General features: G+C 64.0%; 27 protein-coding genes. 9 read left to right on the top strand and 18 right to left on the bottom strand.

The window, feature by feature from the left end:
• Window positions 1-162: 162 nt before the first annotated feature.
• The 3 genes from DVK01_RS08155 to truA all read right to left on the bottom strand — a co-directional run bounded on the left by DVK01_RS08155 (window position 163) and on the right by truA (window position 4,204).
• Window positions 163-1,383, bottom strand: a complete 1,221-nt coding sequence (locus DVK01_RS08155) for a proteasome-activating nucleotidase (protein ID WP_101349173.1) — start codon at window positions 1,381-1,383, stop codon at window positions 163-165.
• Between the two features lie 150 nt (window positions 1,384-1,533).
• Entirely contained in the window at window positions 1,534-3,324 is a 1,791-nt protein-coding gene (pepF, locus tag DVK01_RS08150) for an oligoendopeptidase F (protein ID WP_101349172.1), read from the bottom strand.
• A gap of 52 nt (window positions 3,325-3,376) precedes the next feature.
• Complete coding sequence (gene truA / locus DVK01_RS08145) at window positions 3,377-4,204, bottom strand: tRNA pseudouridine(38-40) synthase TruA (protein WP_121536295.1); 828 nt, start codon at window positions 4,202-4,204, stop codon at window positions 3,377-3,379.
• A gap of 95 nt (window positions 4,205-4,299) precedes the next feature.
• Between truA and DVK01_RS08140 the strand changes: the two genes are divergently transcribed.
• Complete coding sequence (locus DVK01_RS08140; RefSeq protein WP_121536293.1) at window positions 4,300-4,806, top strand: GNAT family N-acetyltransferase; 507 nt, start codon at window positions 4,300-4,302, stop codon at window positions 4,804-4,806.
• A gap of 63 nt (window positions 4,807-4,869) precedes the next feature.
• On the opposite strand, the gene DVK01_RS08135 is transcribed toward DVK01_RS08140, so the two are convergent.
• Window positions 4,870-5,292: an SHOCT domain-containing protein gene (locus DVK01_RS08135; protein ID WP_101349169.1), complete on the bottom strand. Its 423-nt coding sequence runs from the start codon at window positions 5,290-5,292 to the stop codon at window positions 4,870-4,872.
• Between the two features lie 61 nt (window positions 5,293-5,353).
• On the bottom strand, window positions 5,354-6,661 hold the full coding sequence (gene hisS, locus DVK01_RS08130; RefSeq protein WP_121536291.1) for a histidine--tRNA ligase: 1,308 nt from the start codon (window positions 6,659-6,661) through the stop codon (window positions 5,354-5,356).
• A gap of 244 nt (window positions 6,662-6,905) precedes the next feature.
• On the opposite strand from hisS, the gene DVK01_RS08125 reads away from it, so the two are divergent.
• Window positions 6,906-7,571 carry an ATPase domain-containing protein gene (locus DVK01_RS08125; protein WP_121536289.1) on the top strand — a complete coding sequence of 222 codons (666 nt, stop codon included), beginning with the start codon at window positions 6,906-6,908 and terminating at the stop codon, window positions 7,569-7,571.
• A 28-nt stretch (window positions 7,572-7,599) separates the two neighbouring features.
• On the opposite strand, the gene DVK01_RS08120 is transcribed toward DVK01_RS08125, so the two are convergent.
• The 4 genes from DVK01_RS08120 to DVK01_RS08105 all read right to left on the bottom strand — a co-directional run bounded on the left by DVK01_RS08120 (window position 7,600) and on the right by DVK01_RS08105 (window position 10,255).
• Complete coding sequence (locus DVK01_RS08120) at window positions 7,600-8,217, bottom strand: alpha hydrolase (protein ID WP_101349166.1); 618 nt, start codon at window positions 8,215-8,217, stop codon at window positions 7,600-7,602.
• Window positions 8,218-8,562: a DNA-binding protein gene (locus DVK01_RS08115; RefSeq protein WP_053966455.1), complete on the bottom strand. Its 345-nt coding sequence runs from the start codon at window positions 8,560-8,562 to the stop codon at window positions 8,218-8,220.
• Window positions 8,563-8,649: 87 nt separating this feature from the next.
• On the bottom strand, window positions 8,650-9,111 hold the full coding sequence (locus tag DVK01_RS08110; RefSeq protein WP_053966456.1) for a 30S ribosomal protein S19e: 462 nt from the start codon (window positions 9,109-9,111) through the stop codon (window positions 8,650-8,652).
• A gap of 109 nt (window positions 9,112-9,220) precedes the next feature.
• Window positions 9,221-10,255, bottom strand: a complete 1,035-nt coding sequence (locus tag DVK01_RS08105) for a lysylphosphatidylglycerol synthase transmembrane domain-containing protein (RefSeq protein WP_121511282.1) — start codon at window positions 10,253-10,255, stop codon at window positions 9,221-9,223.
• Window positions 10,256-10,351: 96 nt separating this feature from the next.
• Between DVK01_RS08105 and thiL the strand changes: the two genes are divergently transcribed.
• On the top strand, window positions 10,352-11,218 hold the full coding sequence (thiL, locus tag DVK01_RS08100) for a thiamine-phosphate kinase (protein WP_121536287.1): 867 nt from the start codon (window positions 10,352-10,354) through the stop codon (window positions 11,216-11,218).
• A gap of 30 nt (window positions 11,219-11,248) precedes the next feature.
• Here thiL and DVK01_RS08095 read toward each other — a convergent pair whose 3' ends face one another.
• Together DVK01_RS08095 and DVK01_RS08090 are read right to left on the bottom strand one after the other, a co-directional pair.
• The gene (locus DVK01_RS08095) at window positions 11,249-12,487 is read right to left on the bottom strand and encodes a site-2 protease family protein (protein WP_121536285.1); all 1,239 of its coding nucleotides are present in this window, start codon (window positions 12,485-12,487) and stop codon (window positions 11,249-11,251) included.
• Between the two features lie 94 nt (window positions 12,488-12,581).
• A complete protein-coding gene (locus DVK01_RS08090; protein ID WP_004518404.1) occupies window positions 12,582-12,830 on the bottom strand; it encodes a hypothetical protein in 249 nt (82 codons plus the stop codon).
• Window positions 12,831-13,249: 419 nt separating this feature from the next.
• Here DVK01_RS08090 and pyrH point away from each other — a divergent pair, with 419 nt between their 5' ends.
• Both pyrH and lysS read left to right on the top strand, forming a co-directional pair.
• Window positions 13,250-13,936, top strand: coding sequence for a UMP kinase (pyrH, locus tag DVK01_RS08085; RefSeq protein ID WP_101349162.1), 687 nt, complete (start codon window positions 13,250-13,252; stop codon window positions 13,934-13,936).
• A complete protein-coding gene (lysS, locus tag DVK01_RS08080; protein ID WP_101349161.1) occupies window positions 13,937-15,574 on the top strand; it encodes a lysine--tRNA ligase in 1,638 nt (545 codons plus the stop codon).
• Between the two features lie 50 nt (window positions 15,575-15,624).
• On the opposite strand, the gene DVK01_RS22175 is transcribed toward lysS, so the two are convergent.
• A complete protein-coding gene (locus DVK01_RS22175) occupies window positions 15,625-15,801 on the bottom strand; it encodes a hypothetical protein (protein ID WP_198560213.1) in 177 nt (58 codons plus the stop codon).
• Between the two features lie 62 nt (window positions 15,802-15,863).
• The gene (locus DVK01_RS08075) at window positions 15,864-16,754 is read right to left on the bottom strand and encodes a universal stress protein (RefSeq protein WP_101349160.1); all 891 of its coding nucleotides are present in this window, start codon (window positions 16,752-16,754) and stop codon (window positions 15,864-15,866) included.
• Window positions 16,755-16,857: 103 nt separating this feature from the next.
• Here DVK01_RS08075 and DVK01_RS08070 point away from each other — a divergent pair, with 103 nt between their 5' ends.
• Together DVK01_RS08070 and argS are read left to right on the top strand one after the other, a co-directional pair.
• Entirely contained in the window at window positions 16,858-18,624 is a 1,767-nt protein-coding gene (locus tag DVK01_RS08070) for a site-2 protease family protein (protein ID WP_121536283.1), read from the top strand.
• 133 nt (window positions 18,625-18,757) lie between these two features.
• Window positions 18,758-20,497, top strand: a complete 1,740-nt coding sequence (gene argS / locus DVK01_RS08065) for an arginine--tRNA ligase (protein ID WP_101349158.1) — start codon at window positions 18,758-18,760, stop codon at window positions 20,495-20,497.
• 65 nt (window positions 20,498-20,562) lie between these two features.
• On the opposite strand, the gene DVK01_RS08060 is transcribed toward argS, so the two are convergent.
• Window positions 20,563-21,354: an alpha/beta fold hydrolase gene (locus tag DVK01_RS08060; protein WP_101349157.1), complete on the bottom strand. Its 792-nt coding sequence runs from the start codon at window positions 21,352-21,354 to the stop codon at window positions 20,563-20,565.
• A gap of 143 nt (window positions 21,355-21,497) precedes the next feature.
• Between DVK01_RS08060 and DVK01_RS08055 the strand changes: the two genes are divergently transcribed.
• Window positions 21,498-22,193 carry a helix-turn-helix domain-containing protein gene (locus DVK01_RS08055; protein WP_101349156.1) on the top strand — a complete coding sequence of 232 codons (696 nt, stop codon included), beginning with the start codon at window positions 21,498-21,500 and terminating at the stop codon, window positions 22,191-22,193.
• A gap of 55 nt (window positions 22,194-22,248) precedes the next feature.
• Here DVK01_RS08055 and DVK01_RS08050 read toward each other — a convergent pair whose 3' ends face one another.
• On the bottom strand, window positions 22,249-23,067 hold the full coding sequence (locus DVK01_RS08050; RefSeq protein WP_101349155.1) for an AAA family ATPase: 819 nt from the start codon (window positions 23,065-23,067) through the stop codon (window positions 22,249-22,251).
• A gap of 267 nt (window positions 23,068-23,334) precedes the next feature.
• On the opposite strand from DVK01_RS08050, the gene prf1 reads away from it, so the two are divergent.
• A complete protein-coding gene (gene prf1, locus DVK01_RS08045; RefSeq protein ID WP_101349154.1) occupies window positions 23,335-24,591 on the top strand; it encodes a peptide chain release factor aRF-1 in 1,257 nt (418 codons plus the stop codon).
• Window positions 24,592-24,616: 25 nt separating this feature from the next.
• Here the strand turns inward: prf1 and DVK01_RS08040 are convergent, their stop codons facing one another.
• The 3 genes from DVK01_RS08040 to cop3 form a co-directional block, all read right to left on the bottom strand.
• Window positions 24,617-25,009 (bottom strand): DUF6276 family protein, encoded by a 393-nt coding sequence (locus DVK01_RS08040; protein ID WP_101349153.1) that lies wholly within the window; start codon window positions 25,007-25,009, stop codon window positions 24,617-24,619.
• Window positions 25,010-25,065: 56 nt separating this feature from the next.
• Entirely contained in the window at window positions 25,066-25,758 is a 693-nt protein-coding gene (locus DVK01_RS08035) for a V-type ATP synthase subunit D (RefSeq protein ID WP_101349152.1), read from the bottom strand.
• Between the two features lie 108 nt (window positions 25,759-25,866).
• On the bottom strand, window positions 25,867-26,619 hold the full coding sequence (cop3, locus tag DVK01_RS08030) for a cruxrhodopsin Cop3 (protein ID WP_101349151.1): 753 nt from the start codon (window positions 26,617-26,619) through the stop codon (window positions 25,867-25,869).
• Window positions 26,620-26,682 lie beyond the last annotated feature (63 nt).

The raw sequence follows: 26,682 nt of genomic DNA, 5'->3' as shown, positions 1-26,682 counted from the left end.
GGCGAAACTGCTACAGAGTAAGAGAGATAGCATCGCCCGGTTGGCATACCGCGGCCAACGGCCCCGGTTTCCCCGGCTGCGAGCGGAGCGAGCGGCCGGCATTTTTCGCCCACGTTTTTCAAGGAGTGGTCGCCAAAGGCGACCCGACGCTGAAAAAGGTGGTTAGGCGAACGCGACCGGCACGCTGCTTGCGTCGTCGTCGGCTTCGATTTTCTCTAGGGCGTCGTGGAGGTCGGACTGCTGGACGGTGGTCCGGCCGTCGCGGATAGCGAACATCCCGGCCTCGGTCGCCAGCGAGGCCAGTTCCGCGCCGGAGAGCCCGTCGGTCTCGGTGGCGAACGCGCCCAGGTCCACGTCGTCGTCGAGGTTCATCTCCTCGGTGTGGATTTCGAGGATGCGCTCGCGGCCCTCGCGGTCGGGGTTGGGGACCTCGATGAGGCGGTCGAAGCGGCCGGGGCGGAGAATAGCTCGGTCAAGCATGTCAAAGCGGTTCGTCGCCGCGATGATGCGGATTTCGCCGCGCTCGTCGAAGCCGTCCATCTCCGAAAGCAGTTGCATCATCGTCCGCTGGACCTCGGCGTCGCCGGAGGTCTTCGACTCCGTTCGCTTGGCCGCGATAGCGTCTATCTCGTCGATGAAGATGATAGCCGGTTCGCGCTCGGCGGCGAGTTCGAACAGGTCCCGGACCAGTCGCGCTCCCTCGCCGATGAACTTCCGGACCAGTTCCGACCCCGCCATCTTGATGAACGTCGCGTCGGTCTCGTTGGCGACAGCCTTCGCCAGCATCGTCTTCCCGGTGCCGGGCGGGCCGTGCAGCAGGACGCCACTCGGCGGCTCGATGCCGACCTCGCGGAACTGGTCGGCGTTGACCAGCGGCTCCTCGACGGCTTCCCGGACCTCGCGGATCTGCTCTTCGAGGCCGCCGATGTCCGAGTAGCTCACGTCGGGGGAGCCATCGACCTGCATCGCCTGCGCACGGGCGTCGGTCTCGGGGTCGAGAATCTGCTTGACGCCGAAGGAGTCGTTGATGGCGACGCGGTCGCCGGCCTCCAGCCCGTCGCGGATAGACGGCGAGACTTCCGTCAGCACTTCCTGATTGTTGCCGTGCTGTTTGACGACGACGCCGTCGTCGGTCAGCTCCTCGGCTGTCGCGATGTACAGCGAGGAGGTCTTGAGCGTCTCGTTTTCCCGTTCCAGCTGGTCGACCTCGTCCGTGAGGTCGTGCTGCCGGTCACGGGCGGCGTCAAGCTGTTCAGTCAGCTGTTCGTTGACCTGTACTATTTCTTTGAAATGTTCCCGGAGTGCCTCCAGACGCTCGTCGGGCGTCATATCGGGATCAAGTTCCAACCGTGGTCGTTCCGGAAGCGAGGGACTGCGCGACATTTGGATGGTCGGTACTATACGGTTGAGACACAAAGTGCCTTCGGGTCACAGGAGGGGTGAAACAGTTATCCGTGTCGAGGCGGGGCTGTAGCGGTCAGTGAGACTGGTGGCTCGAACAGGCGGGCAGGCAGCGAGTCGCCGCTGGTCGCCCTACAACAGCTCGGCGAACTCGTCGAGATAGTCGCTGTACGTCGAGAGCGCGGACTCGACCGGGTCGGGACTGGCCATGTCGACGCCAGCATCGCGAAGCAGTTCCAGCGGGTACTGCCGCGAGCCGCTCCGGAGGAAGTCGATGTACCGCTGGGCAGCGGGTTCGCCTTCATCGAGGATCCCGTCGACAAGCGCGACGGCCGCCGAGATGCCCGTCGCGTACTGGTAGACGTAGAACGCCCGGTAGAAGTGTGGGATACGCATCCACTCGCGGGCGATGCGGTCGTCGAGCGCCGCGGGCTCATAGTAGTCGCCTTTCAGCTCCCGGTAGAGGTCGTCCAGTCGGTCAGGCGTCAGCGGCTCGCCGGCCTCGGACATCTCGTGGGTTCGGTGCTCGAACTCGGCGAACATCGTCTGCCGATAGAGAGTGGAGCGGAACCGTTCGAGATACTCGTTGAGGATGTGGCGACGCAGGCGTTCGTCCGCAACGGTGTCCAGCAGATGGTGGGTCAGCAGTGTCTCGTTGACCGTCGAGGCAACCTCGGCGACGAAGATCTCGTAGCCGGAGTAGACGAAGGGCTGCTCCTCGCTGGTGTACTCCGAATGCATCGAGTGACCGAGTTCGTGGGCCAGCGTGTACATCGACTCCACGTCGTCCTGATAGTTCATCAGGATGAACGGCTGGGAGTCGTAGGTGCCCCCGGAGTACGCGCCGGACTGCTTGTGCTCGGTCTCGTAGACGTCGACCCACCGCGAGTCCAGTCCTTCGGCCAGCCGCGACTGGTACTCATCGCCCAGCGGCGCGACGGCCTCGGTGACGTACTCACAGGCCTGTTCGTACTCGATTTCAGGCGATTCTTCTTGGACGAGCGGGACGTAGAGGTCCCACATCCGAAGCTCATCCGCACCGATAGACTCTCGCTTGAGGTCGGCGTGGCGGTGGAGCGTATCGAGATTATCGTGGACGGTGTCGACAAGCGTGTCGTACACCTCGACAGGGACGTTCGGGCCGTCCAGCGCGGCCTCGCGGGCGGTGTCGTAGTTGCGGGCGTTGGCCATCTTCACGTCGGTCTTGACGGCGTTCTTGTAGGCCGTGCCGACGGCATTGCGGACGGTCTCCCACTCGTCGTAGAATGCCTCGTAGACACGCTGGCGGAACTCGCGGTCGGGGTGTTTCTGCAGCGTCGTGAAGTTGTTGAGCGTGATCGGCTGCTGGTCGCCGTCCGGGTCTTCGACGGTCGGGAACTCCATGTCGGCGTTGGCGAGCATGTTGTACACCTCGCCGGGCGCGCCGGTGACCTCGCCCAGTTCCGCGAGCAGGTTCTCGACCTCGGCCGAGCGGGTGTGGTCTTTCATCCGGAGCACGTCGTCGAAGTAGTGCTCGTAGGGTTCCAGCGCCGGCTCCGCGTCGATCATCGCCTCGATGTCGTCGTAGTCCAGGTCCTGCAGTTCCGGGTCGAGGAACGAGGCCGCCGAACTGGCCTCCGAGGACAGCGACTGCGAGCGGGCGGTCAGGGCCTGGTAGGTGTCGTCCGTCGTGTCCTCGTCCTTGCGCATCCGGGCGTAGGCGGCGACGTTCGACACCGTCCGCATCAGTTCCTCGTAGGTTTCCAGGGTCTTCAGCAGGGTGGCGGCGTCCTCGGTGGCCCGCCCCTCGTAGGCCGACAGATCTTCGATTAGTTCCTCCGCTTCTTCGTAGGCGGCTTCCCAGTCCTCGTCGCTGGCGTAGAGGGATTCGAGGTCCCACTTGTACGCCTCGTCGATGTCGCTCCGTGCGGGTACCGAACTCATAGCCCGCCCTTGGAGCGGGGTCGAAGTAAGCCTTCGTTTCAGCGGCGGGGAGCTACAGTCCGTCAGTGATGTGGTCGGCGACTCGTGCAGTTGTTCGAGCGGTCGCGCGCCGACGCGCGAAGACCGCTCGTGCGTCCGCGGCAGCGTCCTCGTCCCGGGTGAACGTCACCTCCGGGTAGCACACGTCCGAAAGTACGAGCGGTTCGGGCGGGGCCGGCGGGACGCCGTCGGGGCCGTCGACGGGGTCGGGCGAGAGGATGCGGTCGACCTTCGACAGCGGGGCCGAGCCGTCCGCGACAGCCGCCGCGAGCGAGACGAGGCGACGGACCAGCTGGCGGCAGAACCCACCGGCGGTAAAGCGGACGATGAGGAACCGGCCGTCCCGGTGCCAGTCGATGTCCACGGTCCGCTCAGTGCCGGTGTCGTCGGACGTGAGGTTGTGAAAGTCGTGTGTCCCGGCGAGCGCATCGACAGCGTGGGCCCACCGCTGGTCGTCGACTGGGTCGTGTCCGGGCCGGTCGGCGTCCGTCGGTGCGTACAGGTAGTAGGTGTAGCTGCGCTCAGCGGGGTCGTGGGTCGCGTGAAAGTCGTCGCGAACGTCAGCGCTTGCCCACACGCGAATGTCGTCCGGGAGTTCGCCGTTGAACGCCGCCGGCGAGAGCCACGACGGGGCGTCGAAGGCGACGGTCTGTGCCCGCGCAGAGACGCCAGCATCAGTCCGGCCGGCGGCCGCGTACCGTTCGGGTAGCTCTCCGCCGCGCTCACAGACACCGAGGCGAACGAGCGCCGAGCGCAGTCGACCCTCGACGGTGTCGGCATCGGGCTGGCGTTGAAACCCGTGATACGGTCGACCGTCGTAGGCCACGCGATAGGCGCGCATACCGATTTGTCGACTGCGAGCCACTTGTCTCACCCGAATCTCAGTCGCTGGGAAGGATAGACGAACTTAGGCATGCTGAGAACGAAGCATGGGGTATGTCCAACGCCGCTGCGGCGGATCACGACTTCCCCCGCCCGCCCGAAACGTTCACCGACCACGACGGGCGGACGGTGACAATCGAGGCCTATGACGGCGCCATCGACCCGCTGGTGGAGATGTATGTTGACTTCGGGCCCGACTCCCGGTCACAGGGCGTCCCACCCCGGACGGAAGCGGACATCCGCGACTGGCTACCGAACCTTGTCGGAGACGGCCTGAACGTCGTTGTCTGGCACGAGGATCGCGCCGTCGGCCACGCCGTCCTCGTTCCGTATCAGGACACCTCGGAACTGGCGATTTTCGTCCATCCGGACTACCAGCACGCTGGCATCGGCTCGCGGCTCATCCGTGTCCTCCTTGGCTACGGACAGGAGAACGGGCTCGACCGCGTCTGGCTCTCCGTCTCGAACACGAACCACGTCGCCCGGGCGCTGTACGAGTCGGTCGGCTTCGAGACGATTGCCAAAGAACGCGTGGAGATGGAGATGGAACGGGCGCTCTGACTGGACCACTCACGGACAGCCACACGCAGGGATAGTGGTACGTGGCAGTAGACCCTGATGCCGTCACTCGGTTTCGAGGGATACTTCCCTGTCAGTTTCACGGGCCTTGTTTTCGGTTCCGCTGTTCGCTGAGAGAGGTTCGGTTTCCAGCAGCCGGTCGAGCCGTCGCTCGAACTCGCTGTCGGTTAGTTCGCCGCGAGCGTACCGCTCCCGGAGCTGGTCAACCGGGTCCACCGCTGATTCCGAGGGGATGGTCGTGTCGCCATCGTCCGTCTCTGGCTCACCCTCTGGCGGCTCAACCATCGGTAGTTTCGATCCCAGAAGGCCGACGAGCGGAGCCAGAATAAACCAGCCGAGGATAATCGAGGCCGGTGCAAGTATGTTGCCGAGTCCGACAACGGCTGCGAGCATGCTGATGCCCGTCGAAACGATTACGATGGTCGCGACAAGCTTCCACCTCGGAAGGGCGATGGAGGGGAGCTGCATGTCGCACAATCAACACGGCGGTCGCAAAAAGCTACTGTCGTTTGCCTGCCGCTTGGCCGCGTTACTCCGCGAAGTCATCGAACGTCGGCCGGTCGTGGTCGCCCGGGAACTCGGAGAGCGGGACGCTGACCTGCTCGCCGTCGTCCATCTCCTTGAGCGTCACCTCGTCGTTTTCGAGGTCCTGCTCGCCGACGATGACGACCGTCTCGGCGTTAATGCCGTCGGCGTAACCCATCTGCGCACCGAACGAGCGGTCGGCAACGTCGCTCTCGACGACGTGGCCCTGCTCGCGCAGGTCACGGGCGATGCGGGCTGCGGTCGGACGCGTGTCGCCGACCTGCAGGACGTAGTAGTCCGTCGATAGCTCCTCGGCTGGCCAGACGCCGGCCCGCTGGCAGAGGAGTTGGAGCGTGGCGTGGCCGGGCGCGAACCCGACGGCCGGCGTCGGCTGGCCGCCGAAGCCCTCGATGAGGTCGTCGTAGCGGCCACCGCCGAACACTGAGCGTGACACTTCGCCCGTCGAGTCGAAGCACTCGAAGACGATACCGGTGTAGTAATCCAGCCCGCGCGCGGTCGTCAGCGAGACGGTGAGGTACTCACGGACGCCGAAGTCCTCGGCCGCATCGAGCACTGCCTGGAGGTTGTCAGTCGCCGCGCGGACATCCTCGGAGCCGGTGAGGTCCGCGAGCGTTTCGATTTCCTCGGCGTCAATCTGGAGCATCTCGTCGAACTTGTCGGCCTGGCCGTAGTTGAGTCCCGCCTCAACGAGCGCGTCGAGGTACTCGTCGTGGTCGACTTTCGCCCGCTTGTCGACCGCGCGAATCGCTTCGGGCACGTCCACATCGGCCCCGAACGATTCCAGCACGCCCGAGAGGATGTCCCGGTGGGAGACGCGAATCTCGAAGTCCTCTCCCGTGAGCCCGAGGTCGGTGAGCATGTCCACGGCGACGGCCAGAATTTCGGCGTCGGCCGTCGGCTCCGACGACCCGAAGATGTCGACGTTGGTCTGGTAGAACTCCCGGAACCGCCCTTGCTGGGGCTCCTCGTAGCGCCAGAACGGTCGCGTCGACACCCACTTGATTGGCTTGGACAGCTCCTGTTGCTTGGCGACGAACATCCGCGCGACGGTCGGCGTCAGCTCCGGCGTCAGAGCCACCTCGCGTCCGCCCTTGTCCTCGAAGCTGTACAGCTCCTCGACAATCTCCTCGCCGCTCTTGTCGACGTACATCTCGGTCGGTTCCAGCGCCGGTGTGCCGATTTCCCGGAAGCCGTACCGCCGTGCGACGTCTTCCAGCGTGTCCATGGCCCAGCGCCGAGCCTGCATCTCCTCGGGGTAGAAGTCGCGAAAGCCCTTGACGGAGTCGTACATACCCGCGCCTACAGCGAGGGCGCGCTTGAACCTGTTCGTTCACGCTGACCAGAACCACAGATGAGGGACGGGTAGCGACTCGCTACGGTGTGCCCATTACTGCGTTTGCCAGCCCCCTCTCTATCACAGGCGGCGTAGCCAGTGCACGCTGGCGGTAAGAGAGGTAGAGACAGACTAGGTGAGACACGGCCCGTATTAGAGAGGCGACAACAAAGGTCGCCTCCACCGAGAGATATCGTATGGGATGGGCAGCGGCTCGATGGACGCGGCGCGGGGTGAGACAGTGACACAGCGATTCGAGATGGGTGTCCGGGCGCTGGACCGAAAGCTCAACGGCGGCATTCCGACTGGAAGCCTCGTCACGCTGCTCGCTGAGCCGGCGAGCCAGGCGGAGCTGTTTCTCTCCGAGTTCGTCGCCCGACAGGAGACGGTGTATCTCTCCGGCGAACAGGCACCTACGACGGTCACGTCAGCGCTGCGGTCGCGGAGAGAAACCTACGACGACCTCGCGGTCAGTCAACTAGACCGTGAGGCCCCGGTCAGCGATGCGCTTGCGCATGTTGAGGGGCTCACCGACGGATCACTCCTCGTCATCGATCCGGTTGAGCCACTCGAACGCGCCGATACGGGGGAGTATCGGGCCTTCCTCGAAACGCTGCAGGCCAGACTCACACAGACCGGCAGCATCGCAGTCCTGTACGCGCTCAAACACGGCAGGACGCCGTCTCAGCGCCACCGGACGGAGTACACGAGCGACATCGTGCTCGATCTCGAAACGAAGCGACGCGACGACGCCATCGAAAACAGGCTCTATATTCCGAAGTTCCGCGGGGGACGAGCGCTCACCGAGCCGATCTGTCTCGACCTCACAGACCGCATCAGCGTGGATACCACGCGAGATATCGCCTGACCGGGCGGGTACCTAGAGGGGCCAACGGCTACCGCAATCCCTTGACGCGCGACTGCGTGTGCTCGGGGAACACGTCGGCCACGGCACCCTCGCCGTAGCGCTCCCGCAGGAGTGCGCGGAGTTCGACTTCGTAGTCTGCCTTCGGAACCTCCGCGCTGGGGCCGCTCTCGACGATGAGCTTGTCTGCGGCCATCGCGTCGATAGCGCCGCGGCCGATGCCCGCAAGCGGCGCAAGGTAGTCCACGTCGAAGCGGTCCTCGACGCTCTGGGCGAGCGGGCGGTCCACCGTCGGCACCCGGTCGTCGCGGCGGGTGCCGTCAGCCACGGCAGCAACTGTGTCGATACCATCAGCATCGGTGAGCCAGTCACCGCTGGCGACGGTTTCGACGGCGTGTTCGTGGACCTGCTGGATACCGTTTCGCGGGTAGCCGTCGTCGTGGATCCGCTCGGCAGCGTCGTGAGCCACGTCTAAGTCCAGTTCGACGGTCACGTGATCGAAGCCGGCGGCCGACGCGCTCTCCCGAGCGGGGTCGGTGTCGCAGATGCCGAACGAACCGCTGACGAGCGTCACGTCGTAAAAAGGGTCGAGCAAGAGCGCCGCCAGCGTCGAGTCCTTGCCGCCGCTGTACAACAGGGCACAGCGCATCTACCGGCGCTTGATGTCGAAGCTCTTGGAGTCGGGCGTCAGCTCCGAGAGGAGTTCCTTCATCTGGTCTTCGTCTATCTGCCCCTGCACACGGCCGCTGCGGGCCAGCGCGACGACCTGCTGTTCTATCTGTTCGCCGACCTGCGGCTTGGACATCTTGACCGTGTTGAGCCGTTTGCGAGCGCCGTCCGTGAGGTTCTGCTTGAGAACCGCCTGCTTCTGGGCTTCGGCCTGCTGTTGTGCGGCCTCCTGCCCCTCGCTCTCGCCGCCCTGCTGTTCCTTGAGCTGCTCCATCTTCTTTTTCCGGAGCTCTTCGAGTTCTTCCTCGCTGGGGTCGCCACTCATAGTTGTGTAAAAATACTGGGGTCGGTCGGAAAACGATTTCGGAGCAGGGACTACAGGACAGGTGCAAAACAGCCAGAAGGGCGTCAGTTACGCGTAGCGTTCGAGTTCCGGACGGTCGAGTTCGGTCAGGAGGTCGCCCGCGGTGTCGTCAAGGAGGCTGCGACCCTCGCCGGTGACGCGGCGGCCGTCGTTCTCGCTGGTCTCGACGTAGCCGGCGTCTTCGAGCTGCTGGAGCGCCGTCCGGATGATGTTGCCCGAGCCCTTGGTCTTCTGGTGAGGGCGGACGCGGTAGCGAGTCGTCCCCTGCTTCGAGGTGCCGTACTCGGAGCGGAGGGCGTTGACGCCCACAGGGCCGTCGACGGCAACCTTCCGGAGGAGGCTAGCTGCGCGTCGGGCCCAGAAGTCCTCCTGCTCGGGTGGGAGTTCGCGGTCGACGCCAGTCTTCGTGTATTCTGCCCAGTCCGGCGCTTCGATGTCGTCTTCGTCTGCGAGCGTCTCCGTGAGTGCCTCGATGAGTTCCTCGGGGGGAACGTCGTAGAGTGTAGCCATTGCAGAATGCTTTCCGTCGCCGTCATTTAAACGCGTCGTTCGCAGTCGGCGGGCGTGAACCGTTCACTCGCCCGTAGGACAGCGATGCTCATACCACGAACCGCGGCAATCACTCCTCAAGCGAAGTCGCCTGGTCTACGCTGAGTGCAGCGGCGACGCCGCCGCCGATAATTGTCGGCAACAGGTAGCTTCCGACGCGGTGGATCAGTACTGCAGAGGTAGCGAGTGCGGCCGAAACCGGGGCCGTCGAGACGAGCAGCGTCACGAGCACCGTCTCGATAGCGCCGGACCCACCGGGGAGCGGGACGACGCTGGCGATGCTGCCGACGGGGACGACAAGCAGGACAACTTCGACTGGGACCGATACCCCAACGGCGTACAGTGACGTCCACAGCGACGCCGACAGGCAGACCCAGCCAAACGCCGAGAGCCCGAAGGTCTGGAGGACCGTCCGGCGGTCGGTCGCAATGCGCTCGATGGCCGAAAAGAACCCCTCGATTCGCGCCTCGATGTTTTCGGCGGACGGCGGTGACCATCGGGGCACGACGCTCGACAGCGCGGCGAGGGCGGGTGCGACACCGCGAACGACCGCCGCCTGAATGCGGTCCCGGTGTCGCCAGCCCAGAACGGCGGCGATGGGGATGCCGACCGCGAGTACCGCGACAGCACCGGCGGCAAACGCCAGGTTACGGGTCAACTGGACCGCACCGGCGGCGACGAACGTGAAGCCGACGATGGCGTACCCGACCGACGGCAGGAAGTGGACCGTATCGACAGTGGCGATAGCCGCCAGCCCGGTCTCGTACTCGGAGTCGGCGGCCGTCGAAATCAACAGCGCGCTCAGCGGCTCGCCGCCGGCCTGGCCAAAGGGCGTGACGTTGTTCGAGAACACGGCGGCGACGAACACAAGCACGGCAGTGTGTGGTGCCATCGATGCACCCAGCGCCTGCAGGACCGTCCACAGCGCTAACCCCCACGAGACGAGCCACAGTATGGCGATGCCTGCGACGGCGAGCAGCGCCGCCGGGTCCGCTGTCGCGAGCGCGTCCACCGTCTCGTCGATGCCGACAAGCCACACCAGCCCCGCGAGGACGGCGAGCGCTGCCGCGAACCCGACGACAGTCGCCATCCGGTTCCCATCCATGTGGATGGGATTGGCAGTCTCCGATTTCAACCCACCGACCCTGTCTCGCCGAGGGATATCCACGGGGGTTTTGCCCCGGGAACTCGACGACGGGGTATGGACGAGCGGGCTGCACTCGCCGACCTCGCCGACCGGCTTCCCGACGCGGGCGACGACTGCGCCGTCGTGGACGACCAGGTCATCACGACCGACATGCTCCACGAGCGGACGGACTTCCCGGCGGGGACGACCCGCTACACGGCTGGCTGGCGAGCCGTCGCGGCCTCGCTGTCGGACGTGGCCGCCATGGGGGCCGACGCGACCGCCGCGGTGGCCGCGTACGGCGCGCCGACGTTCGAGGGGGACGAACTCGGCGCGTTCATCGACGGCGCACAGGACGTGTGTCACGCGGTCGGCGCAGAGTACGTCGGTGGCGACCTGGACAGCCACGACGAGTTTACCGTCGCGACGACAGCCATCGGCTCCGCGGCTGCCCCAGTCCGGCGCTCGGGCGCGACGCCGGGCGACGCGGTCTGTGTCACTGGCACGCTCGGTCGCTCAGCCGCCGCCCTCGAACTGTTCGACCGGGGCGAGGCTGGCCGGGCGAACGACCTCTTCCGGTTCGAGCCGCGCGTACGCGCTGGCGTCGCGCTCCGACCGCACGCGACAGCCATGATGGATTCGAGCGACGGGCTGGCCCGCTCGCTCCACCAGTTAGCCGAGGCCAGCGGCTGTGGCTTCGCTATCGAGGAGCCACTGCCGATAGACGCACAGGCCGGCACGCTCGCGGAAACTGAACAGGAGCGCAGGGAGTTCGGTGTGTTCTTCGGCGAGGACTTCGAGCTGGTGTGTACGCTGCCCGAGTCAGATGTTCCCGAGGCCAAACAGGCCGTGCCGTGCCCGCTTCACCGGATCGGTACGGCCACCGAGAGCGGCGTCACGCTCGACGACGAGCCGCTTCCGGATCGAGGGTATTCACACTGAGAGCGTGCCGTCAGCGACGCGAGCGACCGGTCAGATCGCGCTGATCTCGAACGGAACCGGCGTGAAACAGGCCAGCCCAAGCAGGAACGTAAACAGCCCCAGCAGCGTCCGCCGTCGGTCCAGCGTCGTGTCCACGGTCGGTCTGGCGGGACCCGCATACGCGAGTCCGGTAGCGAACAGGCCCCAGAACACCCACAGACCCCAGACGCCGAAGCCGACCGGCGGCGGGTCGCGGGTGAAATACAGGTAGCCGGCGAGTGCAAACAGTGCACCGGGCACTGCGGCGGCGACAGTCTCCTGGCGCTGTCCGACGATGGACCGCACGATGTGGCCGCCGTCGAGTTGCCCGACGGGGAGGAGATTCAGGAAGGTAAAGAACATCCCGGCCCAGCCGGCGAACACGATCGGATGGACCGACTCGCCGGGGCCGACCTCGGTCCCGAGCCCCAGCGCGTTCACCAGCGCTTCCAGCGCCTGAAACAGGAGCGGGTAATTGAATGTGATGATGACGCCGGTGTCGCTGTTTGCCACGCGTTCCGGGACCGTAATCGGATCTATCGAGAGGCCGATGACCGTGACGATTGTTGTCGCGACAAGGCCAGCCAGCGGCCCGGCGACGCCGATGTCGAACAGCGCCGTGCGGTCGGGGATGCGGCCGCGGATGTTGATGACCGCCCCCATCGTGCCGAGATACGACGGGAACGGGATGAAATACGGGAGCGTCACGTCGACGCCGTGGTAGCGGGCCGCGGCGTAGTGGCCCAGTTCGTGGATGCCGAGCACGCCAAGCATCGCCACGACGAACGGCCAGGCCTCGAAGATGCGAAATGGGGTCTCAGCGACCGGGATGTAGTACCAGGCACTCGCGCCGACGTACAGCGTCGAGGCGATGGTCGCCAGCAGAAGCCCGATGTTGAGCCACGGGACGCCCACGTCCCTGTCGATTGGTTCCGCAATCAACGCGTACTGGTTCCGGCGCGCGCCCAGCGGCCCACCGGAGCCGGTGTCATCGCCTCCGGGGCTGACGACAGCAGTGCCACCAGTGCTCGTCGTGGCAGCCGTCACAGCCGATTTGGGGCCGAGTTCTTCGAGCCGAACGTCATAGCCCTGCTGTCGGAACACCGGCCTGAGTTGCTCAGTGACGGCGGCTGGTGGCACTAGCGGGTCGCCGATATACTGAACGGTGCCGTCTTCCCGCCGCACTGACGAGACAGAAAATACGCCAGCCAGTCGGTCGGGCGACGGCGGGTCATCGGCAGAGCCACTCATCGACTACTCGTAAACGATGCGGGCACAAATACTCCGCGAACGATCACACAGTTAGCAGGTACGAGTCCGAAAACTGTACACGGGGACCAGTCGCCTACGCCGGCTCGATACGCCAGGTGGTCGCGCTCGTGTACGACCACTTTTCGACGTTGATCTCGGACGCGCTGTCCTTGAGCTTGACCATCAGGGCACCGATCTCCTTTGGGGAGAGACCGACTTCGTCGGCGATGAACTTGCTTTTGAAATACATCTCGCCGTCACTTGCCTTCTCTGCGAGGAACGACTTCAGGCGCTCTTCTTTGGAGGGCTCTTCCTCGCCGGAGGGCGTTGCGGTAGCGCTCATCTTTGTCACCTCACTCCTCCGTAACCCCGCCGGGAGTATATAAAGGGAGGAACCTTCAGGTCACTTCGGTCACTTTCAGGACAAATCGAGCTAAAACGCATTTTTTATAACCGTTTCAAATTCCTTTAGACATTTTACGAAGTATTCTTAGCCGATATCTGGGCGCTACTTTCGTGGCGGTTTGAACGGTCTGTAAAAGAGAGATATCACCCTCTGTGACCCGAACAAACGGCATGTTTCGCTGGTAGAACGCCAGAGCCGTCAGACGTGCGTCAGCACGTCGGGCACACGTCATACGGAGCTCCGCGCCGGTACGCGGCGGATAGCAGTCGCTGTGGGGGCCAGAAGGGGCCGTCTATAGAGACGGCAGTCAGTGGCCTTGACAACCCTTAAGAGTGCATCGCGGTTACGGCGGGCTAATGAAAGTCGTCGTTTCCATTGGCGGAAGCGTACTGGCCCCGGACCTCGATGCGGACCGGGTCGCCGACTACGCCGACGCCATCCAGTCGCTCGATGCACAGGGGCATACACTCGGAACCGTCGTCGGCGGCGGGCCGACCGCACGTGACTACATCGGCAGCGCCCGCGACCTTGGCGCCAACGAGATCGAACTCGACCAGCTCGGCATCGCCGTCACGCGGCTGAACGGCCGCCTGCTCATCGCCGCCCTGGACGACCGCGCGGCACCGACACCCGCGGAGAGCTACGACGAGGGGCGAGAAGCCATCCGTCGCGGGGACATCCCTGTTCTCGGGGGGATCGTCGCCGCACAGACCACCGACGCCGTGGCGGCCGCATTCGCGGAGTACGTCGGCGCTGACCTGCTCGTCTATGCTACGTCTGTTCCGGGCGTTTACGACGCCGACCCGAACGAGGACGGCGACGCGACGCGGTTCGACGTACTCGGCGCTGACGAACTCGTCGATGTGATCGCCGACATCGAAATGGATGCCGGTAGCAGCGCACCGGTCGACCTGCTCGCCGCGAAAATCATCCAGCGGTCCGGTATCCGGACGATAGTGCTCGACGGCGCTGACCCAGCCCGCGTCGTGCGCGCGGTCGAAGACGGCGAGTTCGAAGGGTCTGAGATCCTCCCGGAGGCATAGATGGCGGAAGACCCCTACGAGGTTGGCCGGGGCGGTTCCCGTGCGTTCTGGGCCGATTCTGTCGCCGACGCCATCGAGGCGCGTGACCCCGACGACCCAATCGTCATCAAGGGCGGCGTCTCGCCGTCGGGTGTCCCCCACATCGGCCACTTCAACGAGATTATGCGGGGCTACTACGTCGCCGAAGCGCTGCGGGACCGCGGCCACGAGGTCCAGCAGGTGTTCACCGCCGACGACAAAGACCGCCTGCGTGCGGTCCCCCGACAGCTCGCCGACCTCGACTGGAACGTCGTCGGCCTCGGGGAGGTTGACGCCGGCGCGCTCGGGCGGAACCTCGGGAAGCCCTACACAGACATCCCGGACCCCCTCGGCTGCTGTGACTCCTACGGCGCGCACTTCACGACGCTCCTGCGAAAGAGCGCCGAACTGGTCGGCGTCGACGTGGAGTTCGTCTCGAACACGGAGCTGTACGCCGACGGCGAGTTCGAAGCAGTCACGCGCCGCGTGCTCGAACGCGCGGGCCGCGCCCGCGAGGTGCTCGCCGAGTATCAGAACAAGGTCGGCGACGACTACGTCCCGTTCCTGCCACAGTGTGCCGAATGCGGGAAGCTCACCGAGGGCGTCACCGCGGTCGACGTAGACGCGGGCGAAATCGAGTACGTCTGTGAAGACGTCGAGGCCGGCGACCAGACAATCGAGGGCTGTGGCCACGAAGGCACGGCCTCGCTCCGGGAGGGCAAGCTCCCGTGGCGGTTCGAGTGGCCCGCCCAGTGGGAGATTCTGGGCGTCGACTTCGAGCCGTTCGGCAAGGACCACGCCGAGGGGTCCTGGCCCTCCGGCGAAGATGTTGCCGAGAACGTACTTGACATCCAGCCGCCGGTCCCGATGGTGTACGAGTGGTTCACGCTCGACGGCGAGCCGCTCTCCTCGTCATCCGGCAACGTCATTACTGTCGACGAAGTGCTCGACATTCTTGAACCGGAGGTGTTCAAGTACTTCTTCGTCAAAAACCCGCGGAAGCAGCGGGACTTCTCCGTCGAGAACGTTGACCAGCTCGTCGACGAGTTCGACCGGTTTGAGCGGCGCTACTTCGGTGAGACAGACGGGAGTGATGACGAACTGGAACTCGCTGAGCAGGCCTACCCGATGGTCGTAGACGAACCGCAGGAACAGCGGGTGCGGATCCCCTACACGTTCGCGGCCGTGCTCGGGATGACGGATGACCCGGCGCTCCGGGAGCAGATCGCCCGGAAGGAAGGTCACATCCCGGACGACGCGCCAGAGTGGGCCGTCGAGCAGGCGCTTGCCCGCGTCGAACGCGCCCAGGAGTGGGCCAGCCTAACGAACAACGAATTCAACTACGAACTCAAGCGCGCCGAGATGCCCGACGTGTCATTCGACGACGAGACGGCGGCCGCGCTGGACGAACTGGCCGATTTCATCGCAGAGGGCCACGACGGAGAAGCGATTCAGTCGGAGATCTACGAGACGGCGAAGCGAAACGACATCGACATCGGTGAGTTCTTCTCGGCCGGCTACCGGCTGCTGTTCGACGACACCGAAGGCCCACAGCTCGGGACGTTCATCGCGAAACTGGACCGAGAGTTCGTCGTGGAACGGTTCCGTCAGAACGAGTGAGCCTGAGTAAGCAGGTCTTACCGAGCTGCCACCAGAGCGAAACGGCGCGTTCAGGACGACTGTTGCTGCGTATCTGGTCGGTCGAACATCGGTCCGAGCCGTTCGTCGTAACAGTCCTCACAGACGTACGCGTCGATGACGCCGGTCTCGCTATGCGTGTGAATCAGTGCATGGACGGTCGCGTCGAAAGGGACCATCTCGCCACAGATTCCACATGTTTCTGGCATGTTCCGGCACCGGTTTGCGGTACGTTCCCACGATACATAGAACAGGTGGTTCGTCCACCTGCTCAGGTCGAACGGGGTGTCACAAGTACGGGGACATCGGTAGTTCTGACAAGTCGCGATGTGACGCTACCGAGCAACTGGCGTTTCAGGTTCGAGCGGCCGTGTGATGCCATCACGACGAGGTCGATATCTTGGTCCGAGACGTACTCGCGGATGCCGTCGGCGACGCCGTTGAGGGAGTCCGTTCGTTCCACCGCGGTTGCAACCGATACATCTGGGGCGAACTGTCCGATTTCGTCGGCGGTTGCTGCAACGGCGTCACGTCCGTTCTCGTCGAGTCGTTCGAGGAACGTCTGATCCAGCCCGCCAGCGTTGAACGCGCCGCCGGCGGCCTGGATATCAACGACGTTGAGCACGTGTACCGTCGCGTCGTACCGGCCCGCAACCTCCGCAGCGTGTTCCGTCGCCGCCTTAGCGTTCTCGCTGCCATCAGTCGGCAGCAGTAGCCGGGAGTAATCGAAGTCGTCCGGCTGTGGCCCGTTTGAAACGACGAGGACAGGCACCGCGGACCGGTGTAAGACCTGTTCAGTGACGCCACCGAGGAGTCGCTTCCCGAGGCCAGTTATCCCCTGTCGGCCAAGAACGATGAGTCCGGCATCAGTATCACGAGCGCGCGTGTCTATCTGCACGCTCGGTTTTCCCGCCAGCAGTTCTGTCGTGACCGGCTGGCCGATATCGGCTGCGAGTGACTCGATTTCCGCGAGGACCGACTCGCCGTGGTCTCGGAGACGGGCGCTCTCGGGGTCCGTTCGCGTAAGCCTGCGCGCTCGTTGATTGAGGACATACACCGCCTCGACAGTCGCGTCAAAGTCCATCGCCAGTTCGAGGCCACGCCGTGCGGCGGCGACGGATTCGTCGCTCCCATCGACAGCAATGAGAATGTGGTCGTACATTGTGTGGTCGTTTGCGGCGAGGTCACTTCACCGTTAGCCGCTCTGTGCCAGCAGTGTGTCCCAAACCAAACCCTCTTGCTTGGCTAAACCTATCTTCTGATAAATGGTGAGTACGTTGACGTGGGTCCTCGCGGGCCTTGTCGCCTACACCCTCCTCGCGATGGCGCTACGGACTCGCGGCGTTGTACCCGAGTATATCCGTTTTAGCGGCCCGATTACGACGATCCACACGCAGAAGGGCAAGGCAGTTCTCGACTGGCTCGCGCGGCCAAAGCGGTTCTGGCGCGCCTGGGGGAACCTCGGCGTCGGGTTCGGCCTCGTCGTGATGGTCGGCTCGTTTCTCCTCGTTGCGCTCGGAGCCTACCAGGCGCTCGTCAACCCACAGCCCTCGGCACTGAACGAGCCACGAAACGCGCTGGCGATTCCCGGCGTGAACGACTTCCTCCCGCTGTCGGTCGCACCCGAAATCGTGCTCGGGCTATTGCTCGGCCTCGTCGTCCACGAGGGTGGCCACGGACTGTTCTGTCGGGTCGAGGACATCAGCATCGAGTCGATGGGGCTTGCCCTGCTGGCGATTATTCCGATCGGGGCGTTCGTCGAACCCGACGAAGACGAACTCCTCCGTACCGACCGCGGCTCACAAACCCGGATGTACACGGCCGGCGTGACCAACAACTTCGCGCTCGCTATCATCACGCTCCTGCTGCTGTTCGGACCAGTTGCCGGTGCTATCTCTGTCGTCGATGGCGTTCCGGTCGGAAGCCCAATCAGTGGAACCCCCGCCGCTGATTCGGACATCAAGTCAGGTGACGTTATCACAGCGGTCAACGGCCAGTCTGTCGAAAACCAGCAGGAACTCGAATCGGTGCTCAGCGAAAGCGATGCACAGACTGTCGAAGTGGCCCGAAAAGATGCCGAACCCGTCACCGTCGAACGCTCCGTTGTCGTCTCCGCGGCGCTTCAGAGTGCGCCACTCGGAACTGGTGAGACAATTGTCTCTGTCAACGGGACCGCAGTGGCGACCCGCAGTGAGTTCGAGCAGGCGGCCCGAACCCATCCCGTCGCGACGCTCGAAACTGAGTCCGGGGAGACGGTCACGACTCCACTCGGCGCGTACGTGCTGGTCGCTGAAGACGGCCCGCTCGCCGGGGACGGAGCGCCAAGCGGCGAAGGGATGATCATCACCGCGGTCAACGGGGAGCGCACGCACAGCGGGGCCGCATTGATCCAGGCGCTTGAAGGTGGAGAGCCCGGCGACAAAGTGACGGTCACCGGCTACGTCGACGACTCGCGGGAAACCTACGAGCTAACGATGGCCGAGAGCGAACAGGTCGACAACGGCATCATCGGTGTCGGCATCCAGCAGGGTATCAGCGGCATCCAGGTCAGTGACTTCGGCATCGACGCCTACCCCGCGGCGGCGTTTCTTGAATTCATCGGCGGCTCGCCTGACACACCGACATCGGTCTCCGAGTTCTCGTTCGCACAGCGGATATTCAGCACGCTCTTGCTTCCGTTCATCGGCGTCGCTGGCGGCTTCGGCTACAACTTTGCCGGCTTCACCGGAATCGCGACGAACTTCTACACTGTTCAGGGCCCGCTCGGGGCGCTCGGGGCGACGCCGGTGTTCCTGCTCGCAAACGTCCTCTTCTGGACCGGCTGGATCAACCTCGTCATCGGCCAGTTCAATCTCATCCCAACGTTCCCGCTCGACGGGGGTCATATTCTTCGGGCGTCGACTGAATCGTTCGTCTCGCGGCTGCCAGTCTCGGACGGGCGGCGGGTGACGACGGCCGTCTCGATTGCCATCACGGTGTCGATGATCAGCGGCCTCCTGTTAATGGTGTTTGGCCCGCGGCTCCTGACCTGAGGCGGACTGTCGTCTCTGATTCGCTCGACGGCTGCCAGACTAGCGGCGGTTACTGTGGCTGTAAAGTCGACCGGGCCTCTGTGACGGTCGGGGTTTCGTTACCCATTTACTCCCCGCCGCGAAAGCCGGGCGTATGTTCCTGCAGCTCCGTGCGGAGGTCGAGGACGCCCTCGCCGACGCACTCACAACCCTCGACCTGCCGGCTGAAGACCTCGGTATCGAGGAGCCACCGGAGGATGTCGACGCTGTGTTAGCGTCGAGCGTCGCCTTCCGGCTGGCCGGCGAGGTCGGTACCGCGCCGCCGAACGTCGCCGGCGACATCGCCGAGGCAATCGACGCCGACAGCCTCACCTACGTCAGCGACGTGACGACACAGGGACCATACGTCAACTTTCTCCCGAGCGAGACGTACTTCGCCGAGACCCTGCAGTCGGTCACGGAGAGCGAGTTCGGCCGGCTCCCCGACCGCGACACTAGCGTCGTCGTCGAACACACCTCCGCAAACCCGACCGGCCCGGTCCACGTCGGGCGAGCGCGTAACCCCATCATCGGTGACGCCGTCGCCCGGGTGCTCGATTACGCCGGCTACGACGTTGACCGACACTACTACGTCAACGACGCAGGTCGACAGATCGCGGTGTTCACCTGGGCCTACGAGACCTTCGACGAGGACGCCCTGCCCGAACCCGAGCGCGACTCTCCGGAGTACGAGATGGTCCGGTACTATCGGAAGGGCAACACCGTCCTCGAAGAGGGGGACCCCGAAGAAGTCGAGGAAGCAGAGACCGAGATACAGTCAATTCTGCAGGGTCTCGAAGACGGCGACGAGGAGACGTACGAACGGGTCGCCGAGGTCGTCGACACTGTGTTAGGCGGGATGCAGAACACACTCGGTCGGCTCCCGGCAGAGTTCGACGAGTTCGTCAAGGAAACGCGGTTCATGCGAAACGGCGATACGGACGACCTGGTCGACCGCCTGAAAGCGCTCGACTGCGCCGTCTACGAGGAGGATGCATGGCAGCTAGACCTGCCGGACTTCGAGAAGAACCTCGTGTTCCTGCGTTCTGACGGCACCTCCCTGTATACGACCCGCGACCTGGCCCACCACGAGTGGAAGTTCGACACCTACGACCGCGCCGTGACAGTGCTCGGTGAAGACCACAAGCTGCAGGCCGACCAGCTCTCGGCAGCGCTCGAACTGCTCGACAACGACACCGACCAGCTCCGGCAAGTGTTCTACTCCTGGGTGAACCTCCCGGAAGGCGGCATGAGCACGCGCGAGGGGACCGGTATCGACCTCGACGACCTGCTGGATGAGGCTATCGACCGCGCGCGCGAAGAGGTCGAGGCCAGACTCGACGACCGGACCCGCGGCGACCTCGACGAGGACGACATCGACCGCATCGCTCGCCAAGTCGGCATCGGCGCGGTGCGCTACGACATCGTCTCGAAACAGCCGACGAAGGGCATCACCTTCGAGTGGGACCGCGCGCTGGACTTCGAGGCCCAGTCCGCACCCTACGTTCAGTATGTCCACGCACGGTGCTGTGGCATTCTTTCGGACGTGGAGGCTGACATCCCCGACGAGCCCGCACTCGACCCGCTGTCGGACCCGGAAGAGCGGGACCTGCTTCGCGAGCTGGCCCGGTTCCCCGCTGTCATCGAGGCGGCCGCAGACGACTTGACGCCACACACCGTCGCGACCTACACTCGCGACCTCGCCGAGACGTTCAACGCCTTCTACCGGGAGTGCCCGGTCCTCGACGCCGACCCAGAGACCCGCGCTGCGCGGCTGGCGCTCGTCGACGGGACGCGAACCGCGATTGCGAACGCGCTTGACGCACTGGGCGTCGAAGCACCGACCTCGATGTAGGAGCGGTCTGGGCCGGGGATCCGGTGTGACGGACGCGATTGCCGCGAAACGTCTGTCGAGTCGGCCTAGTTCTGCAGGAACGTGTCGACTTCCGCCGCGATCAGTGCAGGTGCCTCGGCGGGACCGCTGTGGCTGACGCCCTCGAACTCGACGAATCGACTCCGTGGCAGTGCCTCGTGAACGGACCGAGCGCTCTGTCGGAGGAAGTCCGGCCCGTCGGTACCGGCCAGAACGAGAGTGGGCGCGTCGACATTGAGGCGGTCTGGGAGCTGGTACTGTTCGACGGACCGGTTCATCCGAACGACCTCCTCGGCAAGGTCCACACAGTCAGGCCAGACCGGCCAGTCCGCTAGCCAGGCGTCGAGGTCGTCGATGCCGTCGGGGTGGAGGACATGTTCGATGTAGCGTTTCACCGCCTCCTCGCGCGCCCCGTCCCGTATGAGCGACGCCATCTGGTCGGCGAGGTCGGCATCGGCCCGGTACTCAGCGGGAAGTACTGCCGGTTCGTACGCGATGACTGCCTCGACCGACAGAGCCGCCGCGGCCTCGATAGCGGTGAGCGCGCCGTAGGAGTGGCCGAACAAGATTGGGTCTCCGTCGACGGCATCGGTAAGTGCCCGGACGTACCTGCCCTCGCGAGCCAGTACCTCGTCGGCGCTCGTTTCTGCGGGAGAGTCGAGACAGGTCCCGAACCCAGGTCGCTGGGGGACGACAGCGCTGTAGCCTTCGAACGCCGGTATGACCGGTTCCCAGTACTCGGTGGGGGCCATCCCGCCGTGTAAGAGAATGAGTGGCTGTCCGTCGCCGTAACGCTCGAATTCGACATCGATCTCGTCTGTGGATTGTGCTTGCTGCATACAATAGTACGGTCGAGCGCGGTCGGGCTAAGCCGTTCTCTCAGTGATTGGGCCGTTTAAAACGGGGTGTCAAAGTCAGGACTCACAGCCCCGCTGGCGCTCTGTTCCGACAGTCGCTTCACCCTCGCAAAAAACGCTAGCGTATGGGGCTCGTTGCAGAGTTTCAGATATACTGCGATGCGTTGCCGCTCGTGTCGGTTGCAGAGACGGTTCCCGAAGCGTCGATTACCCTTTCCCTCCAGTACAACCACGGCCGTCGTCCGCTGTTTCTTGCCACGGTGACGGGTAGCTCCGAGCAAGCTGTCGAGCGGGCACTCACTGACGCCTACGACGTACAGGAGTGGACGCGCATCGGGACGGCAGGCGATACCCAGCGGTATCAGGCAGTGCCGGCGCTGAGCTTCGAGGCGCAACTCGGCGACCAAATTGACGACCTGGACGGGCTTGAAGCACTCGCCACAGCAGACGCTAGTATCGAGCAGATAACCGTGACTGCAGATGGGTGGGTGCAAATGGGCTGGTTCGCCGATCGAGCAGCGTTCACCGAGTTCGCCTCGTTCTGGCAGCGAAACGCGGACTTCGAACTGGAGCGGCTGACACGGGATGCGGAGCCGAAGCCGCCCGGTAACGGGCTCACTGACCGCCAACTCGAAGCGCTACGGACGGCATACGAAATGGGGTATTTCGAGATTCCGCGACGTGCACCACTGGCTGCCGTGGCACAGGAACTGGACATCTCTGCGTCGTCGCTCTCCGAACGACTGCGCCGAGCACAGACCCAGCTCATCCAGGAAACGGTCGCAACGCTGTGGCCGCCGCTTCCGGAAACCCAAACGTAGTGAAATGCGGTCGGAGCGGCGGGCTGCGACCGGAACAGCAAGCGGTACAGAACCGTCAATTAAACAGGCCAAACACGCCGCCCGAGTCCTCGTCGTCGTCGACATCTGAGCGGTCGTCGGTGTCGTCAAGGAACCACTCATCATCAAGTATGGTCTCAACATCTACTTCGGGACTCTCGCCCCGGAAGAACACACCCTCAAGCGCCTCGGTCAGCCGCTGGTAGGCGTCTGCAGCCGTGCTTTCGGGGGCGTTGAGCACAAGCGGTTCTTCGGTCGTCGCTTGCGGGTCGTCCGGGATGACCGCGAGCAGCGGGAACTCCATCTGCTCGGCGATGGACGCGACATCAGTGTGGCGGGTCGCACGGTTGATGATCGCACCGAGGACGATCCCGTCGATTCGGTTCGCTAGCTGGGCCGTTTTGACCGTATCACCCACCGCAACGTCGTCGGGAGTCGTGACGAGGACGATTCCGTCGGCCAACCCGAGCGGCACGGCAACTTCGTGGCTCAGTCCGGCCCCAGTGTCGATCAGCACCACGTCGTAGGCATTTCGGAGCGTCTTGATGACTTTCCGGAGCTTTGCGGGGTCAGCGTCCGCGAACGCTTCGAGCGACTGTTCACCCGGAATCACCGTGAGCCCACCCGGTGCATCGGTCAGAGCCTCACTCACGGCAGCCTCGCCGGCCAGAATCTCGTGGAGGCTCTTTTCCGGCTCCACGGAGAGCATCGAGCCGAGGTTCGCCATCCCCAGATCCGCGTCGACGACAGCCACATCGTAGTCCATCTCCTGAAGGACAGCTCCGAGATTTACCGCGGTCGTCGTCTTCCCGACGCCGCCCTTGCCGCCCGCAATCGTACACACGTACCCCGCCATAGTCTGATTGCTTGGGTACAATGCAGGCAGTCATATAAATGCGACTGTCAATTGTCGAACCGCTCCGGGAGGCGCCGCACAGACTAGTCAGTTCCACGGCCACGCAGGTCGTTCCTCCCGCTGGGTATCCGAGGACCGCACTTCGCGTGCCCCTCGCCCCTTCCTCCACGGCACCCACCGGTCACCGTTCCGGCACGAGGACGGCTCACTCCGTTCGCGCCCCTCGCTGTCAACAGGTTCTTACGCCACCTCGGCCAACAGAGAGTAATGAGCGAGCAGCAGGAACAGGAACAATCTGACAAGCAGAAATACGAGTTCCGGAAGGTCATAGAGGAACTCAAGGGGTACCAGGGTTCGGGCACCCAGCTGGTCTCTATTTACGTCCCCGAGGACAAGCAGATAAGCGACGTCGTCGCCCACGTCACCCAAGAGCACTCCGAGGCCTCGAACATCAAGTCGAAGGACACCCGCACCGCGGTCCAAGACGCGCTGACTTCCATCAAAGACCGGCTTCGATACTACGACAACACGCCGCCGGAGAACGGCCTAGTGCTGTTCTCGGGGGCGTTCGACACCGGCGGCGGCCGGACCGACATGGTGACCAAGGTCCTCGAATCCCCGCCAGACCCTATCGAATCGTTCCGCTATCACTGTGACTCGGAGTTTCTCACCGAGCCACTGGAACACATGCTGGCCGACAAAGGGCTGTTCGGTCTCATCGTGCTCGACCGGCGCGAGGCTAACGTCGGCTGGCTGAAGGGCAAACGCGTCGAGCCCGTCAAGTCCGCCTCGTCGCTGGTTCCGGGCAAACAGCGGAAAGGTGGGCAGTCCGCCCAGCGGTTCGCCCGCCTCCGACTGGAAGCCATCGACAACTTCTATCAGGAGGTCGCGGGGATGGCCAACGACCTGTTCGTCGCCGACCGCCACGACCTGGACGGTATCCTCGTCGGTGGCCCCTCACCGACGAAAGACGAGTTCCTCGACGGCGACTACCTCCACCACGAGCTACAGGACATGGTGCTGGGGAAGTTCGACGTTGCCTACACCGACGAGTCGGGCCTGTACGACCTCGTGGACGCAGCCGACGAGGTGCTGGCCGAACACGAGATGCTCCGGGACAAGGAGCTCATGGAGGACTTCTTCAAGCAGCTCCACAACGGGGACAAGGCCACCTACGGCTTCGACCAGACCCGCCAGAACCTCAACATGGGTGCGGTCGAACAGCTGCTCATCTCCGAGGACCTCCGGAAGGACGTGGTCGCCTACACCTGCGAGAACGGCCACGACGAGTACGACCTCATCAACAGCAACGCGGCGACCGACGACCACGAGTGTACCCGCTGTGGAGCCACCGTCGACGCCGAGGACGGCGAGCGCGAAGACGCCATCGACCACCTGATGGAACTGGCCGACCAGCGGGGCACAGAGACGGTGTTCATCTCGACTGACTTCGAAAAAGGCGAACAGCTGCTGACCGCTTTTGGCGGCGTCGCCGGCTTGCTGCGTTACTCGACAGGCGTCTAACGCGTCGTTCACACCGTCAGTTCTGTTATAGCAACTGTTCGAGTTGCCGACGGCGACGGCCGAGGTCGACATGGGCCGCCTCCCCGTAGCTTGCGGCAAGCCGATCCAGCACCAGCAGCGGGTCGACGCCTTCGCGCTCGATTCGCTCTAGCAGCGCGGTGATCTCCTCGCGGTGCATCGCAAGCGAGTCGAGCAGACCGACGAGCAACACCACCGGGATCGCTGCCCCATCGGCAGTGGGGATTGCACTGTCGAGTCTTGTGAGGTCGGGCACATCAGCGGGCGGCTCCGTCTCTGGGTGCAGTGCCAGACAGGACCGGCAGACGCTGGCCCCCGGTGCGTCGCCGGGGAGATACTGCTGGAGATCAGCCGGAACCGGAATCGAGACGAGGTCGCCACCGCAGTCGGGACAGGACATACTCATCCACGGACGGGAAACCGCAAAAACGATACCGGTCAGGACGGGCTCTCTGTTCAGTCGTCAGCAGTGACCGCTTCGGGCTCTTCTTCCGCTGCCTCTTCGGCCGCGAGCGTGTCTTCTTCCTCTTCTTTCTTTGCTTTGATCTTTTTCATGCGGAAGATCTCTTCGCGCTCCTGCTCTTCGAGTTTCTGCTCGATGTACTCTTGATTGTCATAGAGGTCGGGCAGGAGCTTGAATTCGAGGGCATTGACACGGCGTTTCGTGGTCTCGATCTCTTCGAGCATCTTCTTCATCGCCGTCTCGACTTCGGCGGCGAGAATGATGTTTTCGAGCAGTTCCTCGTATGCCTCGGCAGCCTCGTCGATACGGGCCGAGGTCCCCATAACGCCATAGCCGCGTTCGTCCAGTGACTTTCGAACCTTGCTGGACTCGATTTGCGGGACGACGACGCCCATGATGTTCTTCGACTGGGTCGTCAGTTCGGGGTGTTCTTTCAGCGCTGCAGCGGCCCCACGGACAGCCACGTCACCCTCCATCGCCCGGGCCATATTGATCGCGCGCTGGGCCCGCTCGTAGGAATCGTCGAGATCTTCACGGACGTCCTGCGCCTGATCCAGAATGTCCATGAACTCCATGATGAGGCCGTCACGCTTCTTCTCCAGCGTGTCGTGCCCACGCTCGGACAGCTCGATGCGGTCCTCGATCTGCATCAGATTCTTGCGCGTGGGTTTGACGTCCTTAGCCATTACGGGCCTCTTTTCGACGTAGGCAGTTAACGGTTTCCAGTTATTTCGGTCCGAGCGCTGCCGCTTCCGGACTGACACCGAAAAAACGAGGTCGACGAACGGCAGCGGTTAGTCGTCTGCAGGCGTTGCGCCAGTTCCGGTCGCCTCGGCCGCGCCGTCAAGCACGCCGTGGCTCCGGAGCAGGATGATACCGAAGCCGACCTTCGCGACGAGGTCGATGACCATGAAGCCGGCTGTCTCGATCCCGATACCGACGAGGCCGATTCCCTCGGTACCAACGAGCCACCAGACCGGATAGACCAGCCAGACGACGGTGACGAGGTTGCGCAACGTCTTGAACGTGCTACGCGTGTCGCTTGGCAGGTCTGCGACCCGGCCGGACAGCGAGCTGAACAGGAAGTACAGCAGGACCAGCAGGAAGGCGGTGCTGATGCCCCACCAGACCAGCCGTTCCGCGCCGGCCGACAGCACGCCGCTGCCTGCGCTCAGCGTCGCAACCAGACCGGTCCCGATCATCAGCACATCGAGGCTGACGAGCGACGTGATAGTGTTACGGTCTGCCCCTGCAAGCAGTCCAAGGTCGTACAACAGCAACGGCGTGGTAAACAGCCAGTCACTGTACCGCGCCCAGTAAATTGGATGTTCCTCACCGGCGAACTCAACGATTGTCAGCCCGAAGCCAAGTGCCATCGCGAGGTAATTCACGAACGCGATTGCCGTGATAAGTATTGTCGCGATGTAGAACTTCTGGCGCCGGCTGTCGGTTTCACCCCAGCCACGCGCGATGAAGTATAGCATGCCGAGGAACATGCCCGCTGTACCTAACCACAGCCAAATTCCTTCGCTCCCTGGTGCTGGCATAGTGCAGTTTACATTAGGCACTCAAAGGCAAATAGTGGCATACCCAAAATATTAGGTACAAAC

It is taken from the genome of Haloarcula sp. Atlit-120R, from assembly GCF_003665885.1.
GTDB lineage: Archaea > Halobacteriota > Halobacteria > Halobacteriales > Haloarculaceae > Haloarcula > Haloarcula taiwanensis.
Note: the sequence above shows the minus strand (reverse complement) of the source record. Positions and strands in the feature narration are given on the sequence as shown.